Source organism: Agrobacterium sp. 22-221-1, from assembly GCF_053522445.1.
The window spans coordinates 1-19,575 of the sequence record NZ_JBNWCL010000022.1; the positions used below are offsets into that span (position 1 = coordinate 1).

Below are 19,575 nucleotides of genomic sequence, written 5' to 3' on the forward strand. Positions count from 1 at the left end.
ATGGCTCCGCACCGCACCCCGCCGCTACCGCCCCGAATACAGCAACCCAAAACCGCTGGAGCGAACTCAAAACTGGATAAAACTTGGGGGCAAGGTCAGGACGATGGCACTCAGTAAGTCAGAAAGTCCGTAGGGAGTGTACAGTTCCAATTTAGTATGGCCAGGTCGGAGTCCCACAGCTGCTGCCGTTGTCGGAAAAGTGGTTATGGCCTGGGCTGTCGAGGTATACGGCTTAATCGAGTATCCGAACTTGGTCTCATACCAAGAGTGTACTCTGGCCTGATTTTTCACATCTATCCAGAATGGCAGGTCAGAAAATGCGGCTCGGATACGGGCAGAGTGTTCGGCCTCCAAGGTTTCAGAAAGATCGTCGGCGTCGAAATAGACAATATCGACGTCTTGAATGCCATAAATGGGTGAGAAGCCAAAAACGTGGTTCCAAACCGTTTGGGTTACGGCACCAGCGACAAGCCAGGAATCAGGCAGAGCAATCTCATCCCATTTGTTAAGGATCGAAGAGAGCAGCGGGCTCTTGTAGACGATCGCTTGCAATTCAAGATGAAGTTCGTCGCTCACGTAAATCCTCCCTCAAACGGCTAAACTGATTCCAAATATCACGCTATCGCGCTGGCTTTTGCATGGCACATCTTATTTGATTAACTTCACAGAGAATACAGGAGCCACTTCTGCGAGGAGGTTCGCCGGTGTTTTATTAAGGTTTGCCGGCCATAACTCTCTTCAAGGCAGACAAAGCGTTTTACGCAATACCCGCCTTGAAGATTAGCAATCACTGTGAATGACTGCTGATTGGATGTTGAGTGTTGAAGTGGTTCGGGCGACCTATCGGCTTCGTTAGGCCGCCCGCCTTCCAGGCGTTTGTCGACCATCCAAAGATTGCCGCAACTGCGTCCTGACCTGTTTCCAATCGACCGTGCGGCATTCGCTTGCAGCCGATCGCCAGCTCTCGTCTTTTAGGTCGAATATGCCGGGTAGGCTGAAATAGCGATCGATTTGCAGGAAGGTATCGATCCCGAAGCCTGCAAGCGGAAGCTCGTATGCAATCGCCGCCGCTGCGATCGACACATGGTATCCGAAACCAGGATGCGCTACCTTTGGTTGGGGCAGCCAGATGTTCTTCAGTTCGCGGCACTCCAGCATAGTTGCAACTAATTTTGCTTTCTCTTGCTCTCGGCCAGATGCAAGAGGCCAACTGCCGCTGACAGAGGAAAGCCATTCGCGAAGCTCGGCGGCTCTCTGAGGATTCGTCTTCGACGTCCTAAGGATTCCGCGTTGAACGTCAATCAGGGTCTCGGGCGAGAACACGAATGTGTTCGTAGCAATGAATTCCAAGACGTGGGGCTTTTGGCGTGGTTTAGCAACCTCGCTTACAAGGCAGGTCGTTGCCAAATATTTCAATGGCTTGCTCCGTTTTTCCGCAGTCACCTTTAACTGCGAAAGCGAAGATGCCCGGATTTCACCGGCGATTTATTAAAACTGGAGATTTTTTCGTCGAATTCTTGATTTTTGTAGCGACGGCGGACGCGAAGCGACGCACGCTATGACAACAGAATTTGCTTCTCGCAGCGTGCGTCCGATGTTAGTCACCCAAATTTCACAAGGTTGAGTGCAGGGAGCGGCCCGCCCGGGAACTGCACGAGCTGTCCGCCGACCGAGACCGGACCGAGATCGATTCCCGCGAAGCCCAGCCTGGCGATCAACGCACCAACTTCTGCCTTCGATCTCGTGTCATCTCCCGAGTAAAAGAGGACGCGGCTTCCACCCTCAGCGCGCGGATCACCAGAGAGCAGATGCGGAGGGAGGTGGTTGAACGCTTTTACGACACGAGCGCCTGGTACCAGGTCAGCGAAGACTTCGGTCGACAGTCGCCCATTGAGTTCCGCTGGCTGGAAGAGCGGACGCTCGATCGGGTTGTTGGCGTCGATCACGATGCGGCCGGCCCAATCCGGAAGGCCCATCAATGCCTTTGGCAATTTCGACCACGGAACGGCGACCAGCACGAGATCGGCTTCGGCCGCTTCCTCGATGGTGCCTGCCGTGATGTGTGGGGTCAGTTCGCGTGCGAAGTCCCGAAGCGTGTCGGGACCTCGGCTGTTGGAGATCGTTGCAGCGATCCCGTTTCGCGCCAGCGCGCGGGCGAATGCGGAGCCGATCTCGCCGGCTCCAATGATACCAATAGACATGGGAAGTCTCCAGGTTGGATTGATGGTCAGGCGGTGAAGCCGCCATCGGCGACGATGTCAGCGCCGGTTACGAAGGCAGCCTCCGGGCTGGCGAGATAGGCAACGACGCTGGCAACCTCGTAGTCCTTGCCGTATCGTCCGATAGCCATGCCGGGGCCGACGATCTTCGAGACGGGACCTCCATCTGGGTTCATGTCGGTGTCGGTCGGGCCAGGGTGCACGGTGTTCACGGTGATGCCCTTGGGACCGAGGTCTCGCACGAGGCTGCGATTGAAGCCGGCAACGGCTCCCTTCGTCAGTGTGTAGAGAGAGGCTGTCGGGAAGGCTGCATACCGGACCATGGACGAACCGATATGGATGATGCGCCCACCCGACTTCATGCGACGGGCGGCCTCCTGCGTGCCGACGAACACACCGGTTACGTTGACCGCGATCATGCGCTCGTAGTCTTCGAACTTTATGTCCTCAATCGAACCGCCGAGTGCGATGCCGGCATTGTTGACGAGGATATCGAGGGAGCCGAACGCTTCCTCCGTCTTGGCCACGGCGGCACGTACGGATTCGGGGTCCCCGGAGTCGGCATGGATGGCGATAGCACGACCACCAGCGTTTTCGATGTCTTTGACGACTGCTGCTGCCCTTTCCGGCGATGCGCTGTAGGTGATGGCGACTGCGGCTCCATCTGCCGCAAGGCGCTTTGCGATGGCTGCGCCGATCGAACGGGAACCGCCCGTGACGAGAGCGGTCTTGCCGGACAGTTTCAAAGAGGTGTTGGTCATTGGAAGCACTCCATTTGCTTTGGTTTCGATGGAGTGAATATCGCCCTTTTATTCCTCTATGATTAGACGGAATTGACTGTTATTAATTTCAAGCAATCATTGAAAGATGCGTTATGGAAACACTGGCAAATCTGGAGTCCTTCGTGCGCAGCGCCGAGCTTGGAAGCTTCTCTTCGGCGGCCCGCAGACTGGGTTTAACGCCAGCGGCGGTCAGCAGGAACGTCGCCACCCTTGAATCCAACCTGAAGCTTCGGCTTTTCCAACGCAGCACGCGAAGCCTCACGCTTACGGAGGCGGGCGAGCGCTTCCTTCATTCGGTCCGTAATCACCTGGATAGCCTTCAGGGTGCGATTGCCGAGGCATCCAACGAACAGGCCGAACCGGCAGGCGTGCTGAGACTCAGTATGAGTCCCACATTTGGAGTTGAATACCTTCTTCCGACGTTGCCCGAGTTCATATGCCGATACCCGCGGATCAGGCCGGAGTGGATGTTCGAGAATCGGCAGGTGGACCTGATCACCGAGGGATACGATGCGGCGATCGGGGGTGGGTTCGACCTGACACCGGGCATCATCGCAAAGACCTTGGCGTCGGCCCATATCATCGCGGTTGCCTCGCCGTCATACATGCAGGATCGCATTCCGCCTCATGATCCATCTAGCCTGATTGAATTGGACGGCATCGTCATGCGTTCGATGCGTACAGGGCGAATTCGCCAGTGGCAGATGCGAAACGTCGCAGGTGAAGAGCAGTCGGCGGCACTGAAGGAAAGGATCGTCGTCAACGACCCGGCCGCAATGCGATCGGCTGCCGTTATGGGACTTGGCGTCGCTATGATCGCGAAGCCGGACGCATTGTCCTACCTGGAGAACGGCGAGCTTATCCGTCTTGTCCCGGCCTGGTACGCGGACGCTGGTCCGATCTCGATCTATTATGCGAACCGGACCTTGCTACCGACCAAAACCCGTGTGTTCATTGATTTCATCGGCGAGGTCTTTCAACGCAATAGGTGGCCTGAACGATTTGCAGGTACGTTGGGATAGCGTTCGCTGTTGGTGGCGCTTTCAAATGAGGCCCTGCGGGATTGAGTGCACGCCGAAAATACATGCCACTCTGGGTTTTCCAACACGCTAACTCGCCCCTCAGACAGTCTTTTGTGCTCTTTGCCGCCTACTTATCCAGTCATCAATCCTGAGAGGCTCGTAGTCCCAGAATCGGCAATGGAATTGTGATGTTTGGTGACTGGGGACAAACCTATTGGAGCATTTCGACCCGACCAAGTAAAATAGCGACAAACCTACGGAGCGCAATCATCTTGCGATAATCCGGACGTATCTGGCGTTGCAGAAAAGATGGCGACCCCTGCAGGACTCGAACCTGCGACCTACTGCTTAGAAGGCAGTTGCTCTATCCAGTTGAGCTAAGGGGCCGTCATGCCGGGCAATCGATACTCCGGCAATAACTTTGATCGTTGTGTTTCAGTGCGTCCAGGGCTGGGTGCGGTTGAAACGGAAATTGTCGGTGTAGGAAACGACCTTGCGGGTTGCTTCCTTCGGCTGGATGACGCGGTATTCGATGCCCTTGCGCTGGGCATAGGCTTCGGCCTGTTCCTGCGTCTCGAATGTCAGCTTGAGCTGCTGCTTCATGTCGGAACTGGAGGTGTAGCCCATGATCGGATCGATCTTGCGCGGAACCTCGGCGTCGAATTCCAGAACCCAGACATTGGTCTTCGCCTTGCCGGATTGCATGGCGGTTTTTGCAGGGCGGTAAATCTTCGCAGACATGTCGAAACTGCTCCGGTTGGACAGTGGGGCGAAACACCCCGAATTATTCATCACGTACCTGAATAGAATAACCAAATCGTGTCAGGAACGTTGAATTTGAAATGGACTGACTTCAGGTGAGAGTCAAGACGATTATCCCCTTGCCGTCCGATCCTGCGCCATCGTTTCGAGGTTACGTTTTGCTCATGCGGGCCGTGGCTGAACAAAGATGAATTTCCCTGTTGCGGACTGCGGGTGAACCGTGTATTCCCCAGCCATCGCCTCGGCGGAGTGTAGCGCAGTCTGGTAGCGCATCTGGTTTGGGACCAGAGGGTCGGGAGTTCGAATCTCTCCACTCCGACCATTTTAAAGCAAAACATCAGCTTTCCGGCGTAACTTCTTCCAAATAGCCGTGATTTATTCCGCGGACGGACCGGCCAGAGTGCTCTCCGCCGTGCCGATCGTCATGACATTGCCGCGCCACGCCACCGCGCTGCCGATCCAGCTTCGCGCCCAGACGACAGGCATGATCATGTCGCGGGCGATCATCGCCGGCAGCGTATGGAGCGATATCGGCCAGCGGTTGAGGGCCGCGAGCGCAAGTTCCGGCACATACATGAGGGCGAGGACGGCAAAGGCGGTTGCGGCGAGGTTTACATCCATCATGGCGGCGGCGGCGAGCGCGAAGAGGAGCGGGGGAAGCGCGCCGGTGAGGATTTCAGGCGCGAAATATTGCGGGAAGGTCACGCGTCGCAACCGCGCCCAGCGGGTCTGGCGCGACCAGATCTCGCCGGCATGGCGCTGGCCGAGCGGCTGTTCGAAGGGGGCGCAGACCAGATGCACCTTGCGGCCGACGCTTCGCACCAGCTTCGTCGAAGCGGCGTCTTCGGCGATTTCAGCGGCCAGCGCGCGAATGCCGCCATTGCCTTCCAGAAACGGCTTGTTCCACAACATCGACTTGCCCTGCGCGAAGCCCATGCCGATGGCTTCCGCCGCATATTGCCAGCGGCCCTGCGAGCCGTTGAGGAAGGCGCATTCCACATGCGCCCAGAAACCCGCAGGCCTTGATCCGAGCGGCGGCGAGCAGACCAGCCCGCTATCCTGCCGCCAGGCCGACATCATGGTCGCAATATAGGATTTCGGCATCAGCACGTTCGAATCGGCCAGAATCACCCACTCATGCCGGGCGGCCCGCCAGCCCTTGACGCAATTGTTCAGTTTCGGATTGGCGCTGATGCGGTCATCGCCGATGAGCAATTGCATGGAAACCGAGGGGAAGGCGGCTTGCGCTTTGCGAACTTCCTCGATCACCGGATCGAATTCATCGGCGACGCAGAACAGCAGCTCATAATCGGGCCAGTTGAGTTCGAAGGCGCGCGACAGCGTCAGGGGCGTGAAGTTCTCCACGCCGCGCAGCGGTACCACGAGCGAGACAGGCGGCTTTTGCCGGACAAGATCGTTTTCCGCGTCCCGTCTCGTCAGTCGCCAGCCGGCCAGAACGATGCCGAGAAGATTGAAGCCGAGGAGCAGAATTGCGCAAAGGGCAAAGACAGTTTCCATGCTGGCCAGTTCCACTCCCAAGCTTTTGGCGGTCTGCGCGCCAATCGATTCCATGGAATTCGTCTCTGCCGATTATAACGTTTGCGTGACAGTTACATGTCATCATCGGCCGGTGTGCAGGCTGCGCCGTGCATGGAAGCGTCGCAGACGCCGCGCGCAAAAGAAAAAGCCCTCCGCATAGAAGGGCCCAATCGTCATGACGGTCGATGAATTTTAATGGACGTTCAGGATATGGGCATGACTGCTTGCGACAAGAAACGATTCCCGTGCTTTCTCGATGTCGCATCTGCCGGCGATGGCATCGAGGCAGTTCCTGCGTGCCTCTTCATATTCCGGCCCGTGTTCCTCGGGCCAACGGTACATCAGCATGTCCAGCGCCACCAGCGGGCTGTAGATTTCCACGGCGACGCACAGCGGCAGATGGATCGCCACCGGCTTCATCCACGAGGCGTGGTGACACGGCTCCGTTCTGTTAATCAGCATGTCATTCTCCTCCCTGTTTTACCTGCCTTGAAGGTCTTTCATTCTCCCATGCGCGAAATGCCCGCCTCACGAAATGGTTCCCGATCACCTAAAATGTGATCGATCAGGGGGTTCCAATTTTCCAAGATGAATGGAAGATGAACAAATAGATGAACCGGAGATGAACAAAACCGCCCTCAGGGCGTTGTTATGTCCATAAGAAGGAGAACGCATATGTTCAATTTGTCAGGCATTCAGGAAAGCTTCTTCGGAGACCGCATGGCCGGCGTATGCCAGGCAATCACGTCGGCTCTGGCTTTCGAATCGGGTCTCGAGAAGTCGCGTATTTCCGCAACTGTCGAAAATGATGTGATCTATCTGGAAGGCACCGCCGATTCGGTCGAGGCGATCGACATCGCCATCAACCTTGCCGCTTCCATTTCCAATTGCCGGATTCTGAGCCATATCGAGCCGGTCTACTGAATATTGCGCCAGCCGGGCGAAAGCTCGTCCGGCTCATTCAGACGCAATAACGCGGCAACGTCATTTCCGGTTGCCGATTTGCGCGCTGCGAACCATATCGCCCGGCTTGATGCCATAGCGCTTCGCAGTGCCGCCATTCAGTTCAAGCACAAATTTTACAGGCCCGCGGGAGCTGATGATCGCTTCCGAACGCGGAACCGCGTTTTCGTGAATATGGGTAATGCGGCCGTCACGGCCAATGAAAAGCATGTCGAGCGGAATAAGCGTGTTCCGCATCCACATGGCGACGTCACGCGGCTCACCGAAATCGAACAGCATGCCGTTTTCAAGCGGCATGCTCTTGCGGAACATCAGGCCCTGTTCGCGCTGGGCGTTGTTCAGCGCCAGTTCGGCAGTGAAATCGTGGCTCTTTCCCCCGGCGGTTTCAATCTGCAGCGGTTCGGAGGTGAAAGTCTGCTGTTGCTGAGCCTGGGCGGCGGCGGCGAGCGTGAAAAAAAGAAGCGCCATAACGGCGCTTTTCACCATATGGGGCAGGGCGGACATCAATGCGACATCCCGATGGAAACCGGGTTGTCGGGGTGGATTTCCGCCGCCATCAGGCCCTTGTCGCCATCGCCGTAACGCACCAGCACCACCTGGCCGGGGCGAAGCTCCGTCAGGCCGAAACGGCGCAGCGTTTCCATATGCACGAAAATATCTTCCGTTCCTTCGCCGCGCGTCAGGAAGCCGAAACCCTTGGTGCGGTTGAACCACTTGACGATGGCGCGCTCAAGCCCGCTCGAAGGCGTTACCTGCACATGGGTGCGCACCGGCGGCAGCTGCGAGGGGTGAACGGCGGTCGACTGGTCCATGGACAGGATGCGGAATGCCTGGAAACCGCGGTCGCGCCGCTGGATGAGGGCGACGATGCGCGTGCCTTCAAGAATTGTCTGGTAACCGTCGCGGCGCAGGCAGGAGACGTGCAGCAGCACATCCTGCGTGCCGTTGTCGGGGACGATGAAGCCGAAACCCTTGGCGACATCGAACCACTTCACGACGCCGGTAATTTCGGTCAGGTCCACGGCATCGCCCGAAAGGTCCTCGACATCGACTATCGTTTTCGATGACATCCTATCAGCCATATCCTGCCAACCCCTCGATTACGCGCCATACACCGGTCAACTGATTCCTGTGCGCCAGATTAACATCTTGGTAACGGTTTCACGCAAGCCCTAGTTTTTGATTTACGCAGCTGCTTTTATGTCGCCGTCCTTGTCCGGGGCTTGCCATCATGCGTTTAACGGCTCCGGACCCGTGTAATGGAGAGGAAGAAAATGCGGTATCTGCACACAATGGTTCGCGTCAAAGACCTTGGCGAATCACTGAAATTCTATGGCGACCTGCTGGGTCTTGAGGAAATACGCCGAATCGAGAACGAAAAAGGCCGATTCACTCTGGTGTTTCTTGCGGCGCGCGACGACATTGCTGCGGCGAAGGAAAACAAGGCGCCGTGTCTCGAACTCACCTATAACTGGGATACCGAGGATTATACCGGCGGCCGCAACTTCGGCCATCTGGCTTACGAGGTCGACAATATCTACGATTTCTGCGCCCGGCTTCAGCAGAACGGCATCGTCATCAACCGGCCGCCGCGCGACGGACACATGGCCTTCGTGCGCTCGCCGGATGGTATTTCCTTCGAAATTCTGCAGAAGGGCGAAAGCCTCGCACCAGCCGAACCGTGGATATCTATGCAGAATACCGGTTCCTGGTAGGGATTTTCCGGTGAGCAGCGGCGTTTTCGGGTGCTCTTGCCTTGTCCCGAGGGGATGAGGCATAGTCCGCGAATCGAAACGGCCAGTCCCGTTTTGGGGAAGCACACGCGCCCGTTCCCGTGCTGCTGTTGGAAATGCAAGATACGGAGGCCACCCATGACAACTGTCGAGAGCGCGAAAGGACGTCTGGTCCGTCAGCGTCTCGTCATCGCGGTTTCGCTGCTCGGGCTTTCCGGATGCGTTTCGGCGGTGACCGACGACGAGATGGCGGCGGCGACCAAAAAGCCGGAAATTTCCGCACAACAGAAGCCGCAGACCGCCGCTTCAACTGCTGCGGCCGGCGCGCAACAGGGACATTATGTGGATCCGGCCGTGGCATCGGCGGCCGGAGCGACCGCACCAGCCCAGCCGCAGGCATCGGGCGGCCCGGCGCAGGCCTATGGCGCCGCTCCCGATATCGGCGGATTGACGACGCAGCCAACGGCGATCTCCGCAGGCACGACAAGCATTTATTCCACCGCATCCGCAGCAGCAGCGCCCGTCGGTGCTGCAGGGGCGCCAGGCACGACCGCCACCACGGGTACTCCTTCCCAGAGAATCGTTCCCGCCGTCAGCAGCGTCTATTCGGCACCGGTGCAGGCGGCGCAGCCGCAACCGATGGCAACGCCGGCTCAGGTCCCGCCAGCCGCACAGGCGCCGGCGGAACAGCACAGCGAAAATCGTCAGCCGGTTCCCGTAGCCGTGCCGCAGTCGGCATCGGAACAGCTCGCGGCCGTTGCCGCGCAACCAGCCAAGGACGCCAGGGCGGCGGGCGAGGGGCAGGAAAGCGAGGGTAAGGGCGTAACGCTTGCGGCATTTTTCGCCGGTGCGGCCAAAAAGCGCCTGCCGAAAATGATTGAAAGCGGCACGGCCGGCAATACGCAGGTCGCGGCATTGCCCGGAGTTTCGGACGGGACGATGGGCATCGCCCTTTCCGGCCGCTCGATGATGTCCGACGAATTCGACGACGCCCATCTCGATGAAGAGGATGACCAGCCGACCGGCCTGATGAAGCTCGCTTCGCTCTCCGGCCTCACCCGCGTCGCCCCGAACGGGCTTTTCCTGCAGACGGACCGCGTCGAAGTCGGCTGTTTCAAGCCGGAACTGGTGCGGATGATCAAGGATGTGGAGCGCCACTACAACAGCCCGGCGATCGTCACCTCGGGCTATCGTCCGCCGAAGGGCATAAGGCAGGGCTCAAAGCACTATACCTGCGATGCCGCCGACATCCAGATCAAGGGCGTCTCCAAATGGGAGCTTGCCACCTATCTGCGTTCCCTGCCGGAACGCGGCGGCGTCGGCACCTATTGCCACACCGAATCGGTCCACATGGACACGGGCGAGCCAAGAGACTGGAACTGGCGCTGCCGCCGTACTGTCGCGCGCAAATGATCTCCTGATTGGGTTTCATCGGGCCATCGAACCCAATGCGTAGACCTTTGGATTGCAGATTTCTCTAGGGTTTAAAAGCGGATTCTCCGTCACCCTGCAAAAGCTCACTCATGAGCGTTATTGCGTTGCTTTACTCGCCGAAAGCCGGAATTCCCTTGTAGACAAATAGAAAGACTTTCGTATGCTCAACTAATGGGGGCAAGCAAAGCATTACTCACCTTAAAGCTCGATACGCACGAGCTCGTTGAACTTCGTGACTTCGTCGGCGCCTTCACGTCGCTAGCGAACGAGTTTGACCGATATATTGAGCGAGAATACCCGGGTGTTCACACGGAACCTCAGATGTTCATCCGGGAAGTCCGGCAGGGCTGCATCGAGGCAGATGTGGTGACTGGTCTCGCGGTTACCGCGATAAACAGCATGGACCAGATAATAGTCCTTGAAGATTTCGTAAGGCGTTGGGGCGCGCGTTTCAAATCGCTATTGAATGGGCGTATTCCGAAGGGAGAACTGGAGACTCCTGGAGAACTCAAAGACTGGGCAGATGCCGCGAGATCGATTGCCTGCGATCCACTCGGAGGACATCGTTTAGAGGCGGCCTACTTTGAAGACGGAAAGAGAGTAATAAAAGCTGCTTTTGTCTTTTCAGCACCTGAGGCCCGCACTGCTCTTGTCAATATCGAAGACAGGAAAAAGCTCCTGATGAGGCCAGACCATTTTCACCATGAAAGAGTGCTAATGGTTTTCACTCGGTCAGATATTAATGATGCGGCTGTTGGCAGGTCTTCGGGCGAGCGCGTGTTGATTGAAGAAGTTTCCGAAAAATCTTTGGCGTTGATGTATGGCAGCGAGGTTGCTGAGGGCACAATCAAGCGCGAAATTCGGGAGGCAGACGAAAATGTTTACAAGAAGGGCTTTGTGGTGGACGTGCTCGTTAAGATGAAAAGCGGTAAGCCAGTTGCGTACTCAGTCGTCACGGTGCACGACGTTATAGATCTGCCTGAGTAAGAAAGAGGATAGCGGTCGGCCGCTATATTTATCTGGCTTTCTGAAAAGGTTCATCGCCAACGCATGTCTTCTGGCCGAAAAATAACTACTCTCACCACGATGGTATTTGTGAGAATCATGCGTTGGGTGGTGAGAGCGCAGGGATTCGAACCCTGGACCTACTGATTAAAAGTCAGTTGCTCTACCGGCTGAGCTACGCTCTCCCATGTCGGGGCTTGGCTGCCCTTCGGAAGTGCGCGGAACATAGGTAGAGCGATCCGTTCGGTCAACCCAAAAAAAGCGGTTTCGACAATCAATCCGGTTTTTTTTGTCGCACCCCCGAAAAGGTGATTGGAGAGAGGGGGCGGCTGGGGATAAAACCGGCTTCAGACATGTCGGCCGAACGGGTGAAATCCTTTTGCAGCAATGACATGCACGAAAATGAAGAGTGAAGTGCCGGCGAAGCTCGAGAATCGCGGCGGCTTTGCGGAATGCGGAGTTCTTTCTTGTCGATTGCCGATATTTCCCTGTTCAGCGCGCTTCTGGCCGGCGCTCTTTCGTTTCTGTCGCCCTGCGTTCTGCCGCTGGTGCCGCCTTATCTTTGTTATATGGCAGGTGTTTCGGTCGAGCAGTTCAGGACGGAAGATACCGCGCCGCGGCCGGAGATTCGCAGGGCCGTGCTGTTTTCGGCCTTCTTCTTCACGCTCGGTTTCGCCACGGTCTTCGTGGCGCTGGGGGCGGGCGCCTCGACGATCGGCACGCTTCTGCGCCAGAATCTCGATATTCTCGCCAAGATCGGCGGTTTCATCATCATTCTGATGGGCCTGAATTTCCTCGGCGTGTTCCGCATCGGCCTGTTTTCGCGCGAGGCGCGGTTTCAGGGGGCGGGCAAGCCTGCCACGCTGTCCGGGGCCTATGTCATGGGTCTTGCCTTCGCCTTCGGTTGGACGCCCTGCATTGGCCCGGTTCTGGGGGCTATTCTCGGCGTCGCCGCCGCGCGCGATACGGTTGGCGACGGTGCGGCGCTGCTTGCGGTCTATTCTCTTGGCCTTGCGGTACCGTTCTGGATCGCGGCGGCGTTTTCCGGCTCCTTCATGCGTTTCCTCGTCCGCTTCCGCCGCCATCTCGGCCTCGTGGAAAAGCTGCTCGGCGTATTGCTGGTGCTGACCGGTCTCGCTTTCATGTCCGGTTTTATCACCAATGTGGCGATCTGGTTCCAGGAGACCTTTCCGATCCTGATGCAAATCGGCTAAGCCTCCCGCTGGAGTTGCTTGCGGGGGAAACATAGTGACGGATATCGTCGGATTGCTGTTACCGTTTTTCGGCCTGATATTCATCGGCTACGGGGCGGCGCGCATCACGAAGCAGCCGGTCGAGGCGATGGGCTGGCTGAACACCTTCATCATCTATGCGGCGCTTCCGGCGCTGTTTTTCAAGCTGGTGTCGAAAACGCCGGTGGAAGAACTGGCGCGGATGGATTTCGTCGCGGCCAGTCTCGCCTGCACCTATGGCATTTTCTTGGCTGTGTTCCTGATCGGCCGGTTCGTGCGGAAAAACAGCCTTGCCGAAACCACGATCCAGAGTTTCGCGGCAAGCTACGGCAATATCGGCTATATGGGACCGGGGCTTGCGCTTCTGGCGCTTGGCGAAAAGGCGGCGGTGCCGGTGGCGCTGATCGTCTGTCTGGAAAATGCCGCCCACTTCATCGTCGCCCCGGCGATGATGGCGGTTGCGGGCGGAGACAAGCGCTCCCCGGCGAAGCTTGCGCTGGATGTGGCGCGCAAGGTCATCACCCATCCCTTTATCGTGTCGGTGATCGCTGGCTTTCTCGCCGCCTCGCTGTCATGGCAGCCGCCGGAGGCGGTGCAGCGGCTGGTGGATTATTTGGCGCAGTCGGCAGCGCCCTGCGCATTGTTTGCTATGGGCGTGACGCTGGCGCTTAGGCCGATGAAACGGGTGCCGGTGGAAATCAGCTATATCGTGCCGGCAAAGCTGATCCTGCATCCGCTCGCCGCTTATCTCTTGCTCTCGTCGCTCGGGCGGTTCGAGCCGGTGTGGATCTATTCGGCCGTGCTTTTGGCCGCGCTGCCGACCGCGACGAATGTTTTCGTCATTGGCCAGCAATATCACGTCTGGCAGGAGCGGGCGTCGGCAACGATCCTGATCTCGACGGTGCTGTCGGTCCTCACGCTGACCGGCGTGGTGTATTTCATCCAGCCTTTTTGAAGCTGCCGAACAGCAGCGAGGGCAAGGCCTTCAGCCCGCGGCCCGGTTCGATGCCTTCGCGCATGACCATGCTTCTAAGCGTGCCGATGCCGGAAAGCACGTGCAGGCCCGCCGCGCGCGCCATCTGCACCGGCAGGAGATCGGAAAGCAGCGAGCGGTTCAGGAGATCGACGCTCAGCGTGCGGCTATACACATCCGCCCGCCGCCTGCGGTCGAAGCTGCTGCCGGCATCGGCCGCAATCGGCCGGTCGGAGACGGCGCTCAGCAATTCCGTCAGTGCGATGATGTCGCGCAGGCTGAGGTTCAGCCCCTGCGCGCCGATGGGCGGAAAACCATGCGCAGCCTCGCCGATCAGGGCGACGCGGCCCTTGCCGAAGCGATGCGCCGTCATGGAAGAGAGTGGCCATGCCTGCACGCTGTCCTCGACGGTGACCGCTCCCAGCATGGATTGCATGCGCTCCTCGACTCGGAGGCTAAGCGCCTCCAGCGGCAGCGCCGTCAATTCCTCCGCCTGTTGCGGGGTGACGACCCAGACGAGGCTGGAGCGGTTGCCAGGCAGGGGAACCTGGGTGAAAGGGCCGGTGGGAGTGTGGAATTCCGTCGAGACATTGCCATGCGACCGGCTATGGCCGAAGTTCAAAACAATGGCCGTCTGCGGATAGGACCAGGATTTGACGCCGATGCCGGCAGCATCGCGCACCATGGATTTGCGGCCATCCGCACCGATGAGGAAATCGGCGGAGAGCGTTTCGCCATTCGCAAGCGTCACCGTCACGCGGTCGTTGCCGATGTCGATTGTCTCGGCGGACGTGTCGAGGCGGGTAATATTGTGTTCCTGCCCGACCGCTTCGCTCAGAACGCCGAGCAACGCTTCGTTGGGGATGTTCCAGCCAAAGGCGTCCAGCCCGATTTCGGAGGAACGGAACTGCACGGTGGGTGCACGCAGCAGGCGGTCGGTGCCGTCGATGATCTGCATGGTGGAAAGGCGTGCGGCCGAAGGCGCGATGCGCGACCACAGGCCGATACGGTCCATGAAGCGGATGGACTGGTCCATCAGCGCCGTGGTGCGCTGGTCCTTCCTGTCGCTCGAAGGTGCAATGAGCGCCACGTGGCGGCCCGCCCGCGCCAGCGCGATGGCCGCGATCTGGCCCGCAAGTCCCGCACCGGTGATGGCGATATCGAAGTGTCTCATGGTCCTGATCCGTTGTTATTTCCAAAGCATCATAAAGGCTTTGGTCGGGTAAATCCACTTCGGTCCCGGAACATCCGGTTGCGAAGATTCGTTGGTTGTGCCGCGATATTAGTCTTAGGATAAGCGGATTGAGCCGGTTGCAAAGCGTGGTGAATGGCCGCATACCGGAATGAACAGGCGGATGAAAAAACGGGGCACAGACGCTGACTATGAAAATTTTCAACTATAAGCGTGTTCCCTACGCGGAAATCCGCGCCTTTTCCGTTCATATGCTCACGGCTTCCGGCTCGTTCCTGGCTTTTCTCGGTGTGGTCGCCGCAGCCGAACACCGTTTCGTCGACATGTTCTGGTGGCTGGGGCTTGCGCTTCTGGTGGATGGCATCGACGGCCCGATTGCCCGCAAGGTCAGGGTGAAGGAAGTGCTGCCCAACTGGTCGGGCGATACCCTCGACAACATCATCGACTACGTGACCTATGTGCTTTTGCCCGCCTTTGCGCTTTACCAGAGTGGCATGATCGGCGAGCCGCTATCCTTCGTGGCGGCCGGCATGATCGTGGTGTCTAGCGCCATTTATTATGCCGACATGGGCATGAAGACGGACGAATATTTCTTCTCCGGCTTTCCGGTGGTGTGGAACATGGTGGTGTTCACCCTGTTCGTCATGGATGCCAGCGCCACAACGGCCATGGCCGTCGTTACGTTTTCGGTGTTCCTGACATTCCTGCCGATCAACTTCCTGCATCCGGTGCGGGTGAAGCGATTGCGGCCGCTCAATCTCGCTGTCGTGTTCATCTGGTGCGCGCTTGGCGGTTATTCGCTGCTGATGCATTTCGAAACCCCGACCTGGGCCGTGATCGGCTTTGTGGCGAGCGGCATCTATCTTTATTGCATCGGTGGAATATTGCAGTTTTTCCCCTCGCTCGGCGCGAAATAAGAAAAGGGTAAAGCCGTTTATTGCTTGTGCAAATTGCATTTAAGCGGCTTCTTTTTCAGTTGTGCGCAGCAGCAAAACCGTTATCAATAAGTTCTGATCGCGTATCATTGCATACTTTTTGGTGCGGGATTGGGAACAATTACCGCAACCGTTTGAAACGCCTCGAAGAAGGCATGACGGTTGGTGAGAGAGGGAACTCGTGACTGGAACTTTGGCGCCGGAGGCCGTGCCTCTCCTGTCCGTTCGCAAGCTGACCAAGCTGTTCGGCAATTTCGCCGCCTGCAACGGCATCGATCTCGATATTGCGCCGGGCGAAATCCATGCGCTTCTGGGGGAAAACGGCGCGGGCAAATCCACGCTCGTCAAGATGCTGTTCGGCGTTCTCGCACCGACCGAGGGCGATATTATCTGGCAGGGCCAGCCGGTTTCCGTAGGCTCACCCAGTGAGGCTCGCCGGCTTGGCATCGGCATGGTCTTCCAGCATTTCTCGCTGTTCGAGGCGCTGACGGTCGCTGAAAACATCGCCCTGTCGCTCGATCCGAAAATTTCATTGAAGGAAATCGCTGGGCAAGCGGAAACGCTGTCGCGCGCCTACGGTCTGCCGCTCGATCCCAATGCGCATGTGGCCGATCTTTCGGTCGGCGAGCGCCAGCGCATCGAAATCGTCCGCGCTTTGCTACAGAACCCGCGCCTCATCATTCTCGACGAGCCGACCTCGGTGCTGACGCCGCAGGAGGCCGATAAGCTGTTCGAGACGCTGGAGAAGCTGAAGGCCGAAGGCCGTTCCGTGCTTTATATCAGCCATCGTCTCGAAGAGGTGCAGCGCATCTGCGACCGCGCCACCGTTCTGCGTCACGGCAAGGTGACGGGCGCCTGCGATCCGCGCAAGGAAACGCCGGCATCGCTGGCGCGCATGATGGTCGGCAGCGATGTCGCAAGCGTTTCGCGGGCCACGGGCGAGGCGCTGGGTGCGCCGCAGATCGAGGTCATGGGGCTTTCGGTCGCGCCACGCACGCCTTTTGCCGTGGCGCTGAAATCGATTTCCATGACCGTACGCGCCGGCGAGGTGCTGGCGATTGCCGGCGTTGCCGGAAACGGGCAGGGCGAGCTGTTCGATGCGCTTTCGGGCGAATATCCGGTCTATAATAACGATGCGATCCATCTGCGCGGCAAGCCGGTCGGCCGTATCGGCATCAATGGCCGCCGGCTGATGGGCGCGGGTTTCGTACCGGAAGAGCGCCACGGCCACGCCGCCGTTCCCGGCATGAGCCTTTCGGACAATCTGCTGCTGGCGCGGGCGCGCTCCGACCGCAAGGCGTTTCTGACCGGCGGTTTCCTGCGCATCGTGCGTGGCTCAGTCATTAAGGCGGCGGCGCGGCGCATCTCGGAAACCATGGATGTGCGCAAAAGCGGGGCCGATCCGCTGGCCGGGTCGCTGTCGGGCGGCAACCTGCAGAAATTTATCGTCGGGCGCGAGCTTGACCGTCAGCCTGCCGTGCTGGTGGTCAATCAGCCGACCTGGGGCGTGGATGCCGGCGCTGCGAGCCGCATTCGCCAGGCGCTTGTTGATCTTGCCAAAGCGGGCTCGGCGGTCATCGTTATCAGCCAGGATCTCGATGAAATCTTCGAAGTCGCCACCAATATCGCTGTCATTTCCGACGGCAAGCTGTCAGAGACCCATCCCGTGGAAGACATGACGCTTGAAAAGATCGGCCTGCTGATGGGCGGCATCCACACACATTCGGGAGCCGCCCAGCATGCGCATTGAGCTTGAAAAACGGGCAGGGGTCTCGAGGCTTTTCACGCTGCTTTCGCCGCTTCTGGCGCTCACGCTGACGCTGCTCGTCGGCGCTATCATGTTCGCCATGCTCGGCAAGAACCCGCTGGATGCGCTTTACGCCTTTTTCGTCGAGCCGCTTCTGGAGGTCTGGTCGCTGCACGAGCTGGCGATCAAGGCCGCGCCGCTGATCCTGATCGGCGTCGGCCTGTCGATCTGTTATCGCTCCAATAACTGGAACATCGGCGCGGAGGGGCAGTTCACCATCGGCGCGATCACCGGTTCCATCCTGCCGGTGCTTTATCCCGACTGGCATTCGCCGCTGCTTTTGCCTTTGATGCTGGTGATGGGCGCCGTGGGCGGCGCGCTTTATGCGGGTATTCCCGCACTTTTGAAGACGAAGTTCAACACCAATGAAATCCTCGTCAGCCTGATGTTGGTCTATGTCGCGCAGCTTTTCCTCGACTGGCTGACGCGCGGCATCTGGCGCGATCCGGGCGGCTACAACTTCCCGCAGACAAAGCCCTTCAACGACAGCGCCGTTCTGCCGGAAATGCTGGCATCGGGCCGGGCGCATTGGGGTTTCGTTTTCGCCATCGTCGCGGCCATCGCGCTGTGGTTCATGATGCGCTACATGCTGAAAGGCTTTGAGGTCACCGTGCTCGGCCAATCGGCGCGGGCAGGGCGTTTTGCCGGTTTTTCCTCAAGCCGCATGGTGTGGTTTTCGCTGCTGCTTTCCGGTGCGCTGGCGGGGCTTGCGGGCATATCGGAAGCCTCCGGTTCCATCGGCCATCTCCAGCCCAGCATTTCGCCGGGTTACGGCTTTACGGCCATCATCGTCGCCTTTCTCGGTCGTCTCAATCCGCTCGGCATCATCCTTTCAGGGCTGGTGCTGGCGCTGACCTATCTCGGCGGCGAGGCGGCGCAGCTTTCCATCGGCGTCTCCGACAAGGTGACGCGCGTGTTTCAGGGGCTGATGCTGTTCTTCGTGCTCTCCTGCGATACGCTGATCTTCTATCGCATCAGGGTGGTCTTTTCCGGCAAGGTGCATCGTAAAGAAGGAGCGGCATGATGGATATGCTTCAGGCCATTCTCCTCACCGTCATCACCGCCGCCACGCCGCTCGTCATCGCCGCTTCCGGCGAGCTGGTGACGGAGCGCTCAGGCGTCCTCAATCTCGGTGTCGAGGGCATGATGATCATGGGTGCGGTCTGCGCTTTCGCGACCGCCCATATGACGGGGTCTCCCTATCTCGGCATTCTGGCCGGCATTGCCTCGGGTGCGGTTTTCTCGCTGCTCTTCGGTTTCCTGACGCTGACGCTCGTTGCCAATCAGGTGGCGACGGGCCTTGCGCTCACCATTCTCGGCCTCGGCGTCTCGGGCATGCTGGGTGAAAGTTTCGTCGGCCTGCCGGGTGTGAAACTGCAGCCCATCGTCTTTCCGCTGCTGTCGGACATTCCCTTTTTCGGTCCGCTGCTGTTCCGGCAGGATTTGATCTTCTACATCTCCATCGCGCTTGTCGCCGGCATCGGCTGGTTTCTGTTCAAGAGCCGCACGGGTCTGAAAATCCGCGCCATCGGCGACAGTCACGCTTCGGCCCATGCGCTCGGCATCAATGTCATCCGCACCCGTTATCTCGCCGTCATGTTCGGCGGCGCCTGCGCGGGGCTTGCCGGTGCGCAGCTGTCGCTGGTCTATACGCCGCAATGGGTAGAGAACATGTCGGCCGGGCGCGGGTGGATTGCGCTGGCGCTCGTCGTCTTCGCTTCGTGGCGCCCATGGCGGGTGCTGGCGGGCGGTTACCTGTTCGGCGCCGTCACCATCGGCCAATTGCACGCGCAGGCCTTCGGCATCGGGGTGCCGTCGCAATTGCTTTCGGCGCTGCCCTATCTCGCAACTATTGTCGTGCTGGTCATCATCTCGCATAATCGCCGCACGACCTTGATCAATACACCGGCATCGCTTGGCAAATCCTTCGTGCCGGACAGGTAAAGAAGTCTCAAGTCTCCAAACCAACAGGGGTAA

21 protein-coding genes and 3 tRNA genes are annotated in these 19,575 nt (G+C 58.7%); 12 read left to right on the top strand and 12 right to left on the bottom strand.

The window, feature by feature from the left end; genetic code table 11:
- Window positions 1-66: 66 nt before the first annotated feature.
- The 4 genes from ACQZ5N_RS23225 to ACQZ5N_RS23240 form a co-directional block, all read right to left on the bottom strand.
- Window positions 67-576, bottom strand: coding sequence for a nucleotidyltransferase family protein (locus tag ACQZ5N_RS23225; protein ID WP_448734253.1), 510 nt, complete (start codon window positions 574-576; stop codon window positions 67-69).
- Window positions 577-852: 276 nt separating this feature from the next.
- On the bottom strand, window positions 853-1,416 hold the full coding sequence (locus tag ACQZ5N_RS23230) for a hypothetical protein (protein ID WP_448734254.1): 564 nt from the start codon (window positions 1,414-1,416) through the stop codon (window positions 853-855).
- A gap of 185 nt (window positions 1,417-1,601) precedes the next feature.
- A complete protein-coding gene (locus ACQZ5N_RS23235; RefSeq protein ID WP_448734255.1) occupies window positions 1,602-2,201 on the bottom strand; it encodes an NADPH-dependent F420 reductase in 600 nt (199 codons plus the stop codon).
- 26 nt (window positions 2,202-2,227) lie between these two features.
- Complete coding sequence (locus ACQZ5N_RS23240) at window positions 2,228-2,980, bottom strand: 3-oxoacyl-ACP reductase family protein (protein WP_448734256.1); 753 nt, start codon at window positions 2,978-2,980, stop codon at window positions 2,228-2,230.
- 113 nt (window positions 2,981-3,093) lie between these two features.
- Here ACQZ5N_RS23240 and ACQZ5N_RS23245 point away from each other — a divergent pair, with 113 nt between their 5' ends.
- Window positions 3,094-4,023 carry a LysR family transcriptional regulator gene (locus ACQZ5N_RS23245; protein WP_448734257.1) on the top strand — a complete coding sequence of 310 codons (930 nt, stop codon included), beginning with the start codon at window positions 3,094-3,096 and terminating at the stop codon, window positions 4,021-4,023.
- A 310-nt stretch (window positions 4,024-4,333) separates the two neighbouring features.
- On the opposite strand, the gene ACQZ5N_RS23250 is transcribed toward ACQZ5N_RS23245, so the two are convergent.
- Together ACQZ5N_RS23250 and ACQZ5N_RS23255 are read right to left on the bottom strand one after the other, a co-directional pair.
- Window positions 4,334-4,410: transfer RNA gene (locus tag ACQZ5N_RS23250), tRNA-Arg, on the bottom strand.
- 48 nt (window positions 4,411-4,458) lie between these two features.
- On the bottom strand, window positions 4,459-4,764 hold the full coding sequence (locus ACQZ5N_RS23255) for an ETC complex I subunit (RefSeq protein ID WP_003507982.1): 306 nt from the start codon (window positions 4,762-4,764) through the stop codon (window positions 4,459-4,461).
- A 266-nt stretch (window positions 4,765-5,030) separates the two neighbouring features.
- On the opposite strand from ACQZ5N_RS23255, the gene ACQZ5N_RS23260 reads away from it, so the two are divergent.
- Window positions 5,031-5,107 (top strand) — tRNA-Pro (locus tag ACQZ5N_RS23260).
- A gap of 53 nt (window positions 5,108-5,160) precedes the next feature.
- On the opposite strand, the gene ACQZ5N_RS23265 is transcribed toward ACQZ5N_RS23260, so the two are convergent.
- A complete protein-coding gene (locus ACQZ5N_RS23265) occupies window positions 5,161-6,303 on the bottom strand; it encodes a ceramide glucosyltransferase (RefSeq protein ID WP_448734287.1) in 1,143 nt (380 codons plus the stop codon).
- Window positions 6,304-6,516: 213 nt separating this feature from the next.
- A complete protein-coding gene (locus ACQZ5N_RS23270) occupies window positions 6,517-6,786 on the bottom strand; it encodes a DUF982 domain-containing protein (RefSeq protein ID WP_035262940.1) in 270 nt (89 codons plus the stop codon).
- Between the two features lie 213 nt (window positions 6,787-6,999).
- Between ACQZ5N_RS23270 and ACQZ5N_RS23275 the strand changes: the two genes are divergently transcribed.
- Window positions 7,000-7,248 (top strand): BON domain-containing protein, encoded by a 249-nt coding sequence (locus ACQZ5N_RS23275; RefSeq protein WP_003522642.1) that lies wholly within the window; start codon window positions 7,000-7,002, stop codon window positions 7,246-7,248.
- Window positions 7,249-7,308: 60 nt separating this feature from the next.
- Here the strand turns inward: ACQZ5N_RS23275 and ACQZ5N_RS23280 are convergent, their stop codons facing one another.
- A complete protein-coding gene (locus tag ACQZ5N_RS23280) occupies window positions 7,309-7,791 on the bottom strand; it encodes a DUF192 domain-containing protein (RefSeq protein ID WP_448734258.1) in 483 nt (160 codons plus the stop codon).
- A complete protein-coding gene (locus ACQZ5N_RS23285; protein ID WP_004442353.1) occupies window positions 7,791-8,369 on the bottom strand; it encodes a cold-shock protein in 579 nt (192 codons plus the stop codon). Before ACQZ5N_RS23285 ends, ACQZ5N_RS23280 begins: the two co-directional genes overlap by 1 nt.
- A gap of 192 nt (window positions 8,370-8,561) precedes the next feature.
- On the opposite strand from ACQZ5N_RS23285, the gene ACQZ5N_RS23290 reads away from it, so the two are divergent.
- The 3 genes from ACQZ5N_RS23290 to ACQZ5N_RS23300 all read left to right on the top strand — a co-directional run bounded on the left by ACQZ5N_RS23290 (window position 8,562) and on the right by ACQZ5N_RS23300 (window position 11,441).
- A complete protein-coding gene (locus tag ACQZ5N_RS23290) occupies window positions 8,562-9,002 on the top strand; it encodes a VOC family protein (protein ID WP_059760310.1) in 441 nt (146 codons plus the stop codon).
- Window positions 9,003-9,158: 156 nt separating this feature from the next.
- Entirely contained in the window at window positions 9,159-10,433 is a 1,275-nt protein-coding gene (locus ACQZ5N_RS23295; protein ID WP_448734259.1) for a D-Ala-D-Ala carboxypeptidase family metallohydrolase, read from the top strand.
- A gap of 192 nt (window positions 10,434-10,625) precedes the next feature.
- Complete coding sequence (locus ACQZ5N_RS23300; RefSeq protein ID WP_448734260.1) at window positions 10,626-11,441, top strand: hypothetical protein; 816 nt, start codon at window positions 10,626-10,628, stop codon at window positions 11,439-11,441.
- Between the two features lie 127 nt (window positions 11,442-11,568).
- Here the strand turns inward: ACQZ5N_RS23300 and ACQZ5N_RS23305 are convergent.
- Window positions 11,569-11,644: transfer RNA gene (locus ACQZ5N_RS23305), tRNA-Lys, on the bottom strand.
- A 282-nt stretch (window positions 11,645-11,926) separates the two neighbouring features.
- Here ACQZ5N_RS23305 and ACQZ5N_RS23310 point away from each other — a divergent pair.
- Together ACQZ5N_RS23310 and ACQZ5N_RS23315 are read left to right on the top strand one after the other, a co-directional pair.
- Entirely contained in the window at window positions 11,927-12,673 is a 747-nt protein-coding gene (locus ACQZ5N_RS23310) for a cytochrome c biogenesis CcdA family protein (RefSeq protein WP_003523449.1), read from the top strand.
- A gap of 34 nt (window positions 12,674-12,707) precedes the next feature.
- Window positions 12,708-13,646: an AEC family transporter gene (locus ACQZ5N_RS23315; RefSeq protein WP_174056950.1), complete on the top strand. Its 939-nt coding sequence runs from the start codon at window positions 12,708-12,710 to the stop codon at window positions 13,644-13,646.
- On the opposite strand, the gene ACQZ5N_RS23320 is transcribed toward ACQZ5N_RS23315, so the two are convergent.
- Window positions 13,630-14,838, bottom strand: a complete 1,209-nt coding sequence (locus ACQZ5N_RS23320; protein WP_448734261.1) for a UbiH/UbiF family hydroxylase — start codon at window positions 14,836-14,838, stop codon at window positions 13,630-13,632. The two genes, ACQZ5N_RS23315 and ACQZ5N_RS23320, sit on opposite strands and share 17 nt — an antisense overlap.
- Before the next feature lie 209 nt (window positions 14,839-15,047).
- On the opposite strand from ACQZ5N_RS23320, the gene pcsA reads away from it, so the two are divergent.
- The 4 genes from pcsA (at window position 15,048) to ACQZ5N_RS23340 (ending at window position 19,542) form a co-directional block, all read left to right on the top strand.
- A complete protein-coding gene (pcsA, locus tag ACQZ5N_RS23325) occupies window positions 15,048-15,773 on the top strand; it encodes a phosphatidylcholine synthase (protein ID WP_269827566.1) in 726 nt (241 codons plus the stop codon).
- Window positions 15,774-15,984: 211 nt separating this feature from the next.
- Window positions 15,985-17,541: an ABC transporter ATP-binding protein gene (locus ACQZ5N_RS23330; RefSeq protein ID WP_448734288.1), complete on the top strand. Its 1,557-nt coding sequence runs from the start codon at window positions 15,985-15,987 to the stop codon at window positions 17,539-17,541.
- Window positions 17,531-18,622 carry an ABC transporter permease gene (locus ACQZ5N_RS23335; protein WP_448734262.1) on the top strand — a complete coding sequence of 364 codons (1,092 nt, stop codon included), beginning with the start codon at window positions 17,531-17,533 and terminating at the stop codon, window positions 18,620-18,622. The genes ACQZ5N_RS23330 and ACQZ5N_RS23335 overlap by 11 nt, the downstream gene beginning before the upstream one ends.
- Window positions 18,622-19,542, top strand: a complete 921-nt coding sequence (locus tag ACQZ5N_RS23340) for an ABC transporter permease (protein ID WP_448734263.1) — start codon at window positions 18,622-18,624, stop codon at window positions 19,540-19,542. Before ACQZ5N_RS23335 ends, ACQZ5N_RS23340 begins: the two co-directional genes overlap by 1 nt.
- The last annotated feature ends 33 nt before the right edge of the window (window positions 19,543-19,575 follow it).

Bases quoted from the DNA above. Each gene is read 5' to 3' on its own strand.
- ACQZ5N_RS23290 (WP_059760310.1), top strand. From the start codon at position 8,562: ATGCGGTATCTGCACACAATGGTTCGCGTCAAAGACCTTGGCGAATCA.
- ACQZ5N_RS23295 (WP_448734259.1), top strand. From the start codon at position 9,159: ATGACAACTGTCGAGAGCGCGAAAGGACGTCTGGTCCGTCAGCGTCTC.
- pcsA (WP_269827566.1), top strand. From the start codon at position 15,048: ATGAAAATTTTCAACTATAAGCGTGTTCCCTACGCGGAAATCCGCGCC.
- ACQZ5N_RS23340 (WP_448734263.1), top strand. From the start codon at position 18,622: ATGGATATGCTTCAGGCCATTCTCCTCACCGTCATCACCGCCGCCACG.
- ACQZ5N_RS23265 (WP_448734287.1), bottom strand. From the start codon at position 6,303: ATGGAAACTGTCTTTGCCCTTTGCGCAATTCTGCTCCTCGGCTTCAAT.
- ACQZ5N_RS23240 (WP_448734256.1), bottom strand. From the start codon at position 2,980: ATGACCAACACCTCTTTGAAACTGTCCGGCAAGACCGCTCTCGTCACG.
- ACQZ5N_RS23285 (WP_004442353.1), bottom strand. From the start codon at position 8,369: ATGGCTGATAGGATGTCATCGAAAACGATAGTCGATGTCGAGGACCTT.
- ACQZ5N_RS23255 (WP_003507982.1), bottom strand. From the start codon at position 4,764: ATGTCTGCGAAGATTTACCGCCCTGCAAAAACCGCCATGCAATCCGGC.
- ACQZ5N_RS23280 (WP_448734258.1), bottom strand. From the start codon at position 7,791: ATGTCCGCCCTGCCCCATATGGTGAAAAGCGCCGTTATGGCGCTTCTT.
- ACQZ5N_RS23235 (WP_448734255.1), bottom strand. From the start codon at position 2,201: ATGTCTATTGGTATCATTGGAGCCGGCGAGATCGGCTCCGCATTCGCC.
- ACQZ5N_RS23300 (WP_448734260.1), top strand. From the start codon at position 10,626: ATGGGGGCAAGCAAAGCATTACTCACCTTAAAGCTCGATACGCACGAG.
- ACQZ5N_RS23270 (WP_035262940.1), bottom strand. From the start codon at position 6,786: ATGCTGATTAACAGAACGGAGCCGTGTCACCACGCCTCGTGGATGAAG.
- ACQZ5N_RS23245 (WP_448734257.1), top strand. From the start codon at position 3,094: ATGGAAACACTGGCAAATCTGGAGTCCTTCGTGCGCAGCGCCGAGCTT.
- ACQZ5N_RS23275 (WP_003522642.1), top strand. From the start codon at position 7,000: ATGTTCAATTTGTCAGGCATTCAGGAAAGCTTCTTCGGAGACCGCATG.
- ACQZ5N_RS23335 (WP_448734262.1), top strand. From the start codon at position 17,531: ATGCGCATTGAGCTTGAAAAACGGGCAGGGGTCTCGAGGCTTTTCACG.
- ACQZ5N_RS23320 (WP_448734261.1), bottom strand. From the start codon at position 14,838: ATGAGACACTTCGATATCGCCATCACCGGTGCGGGACTTGCGGGCCAG.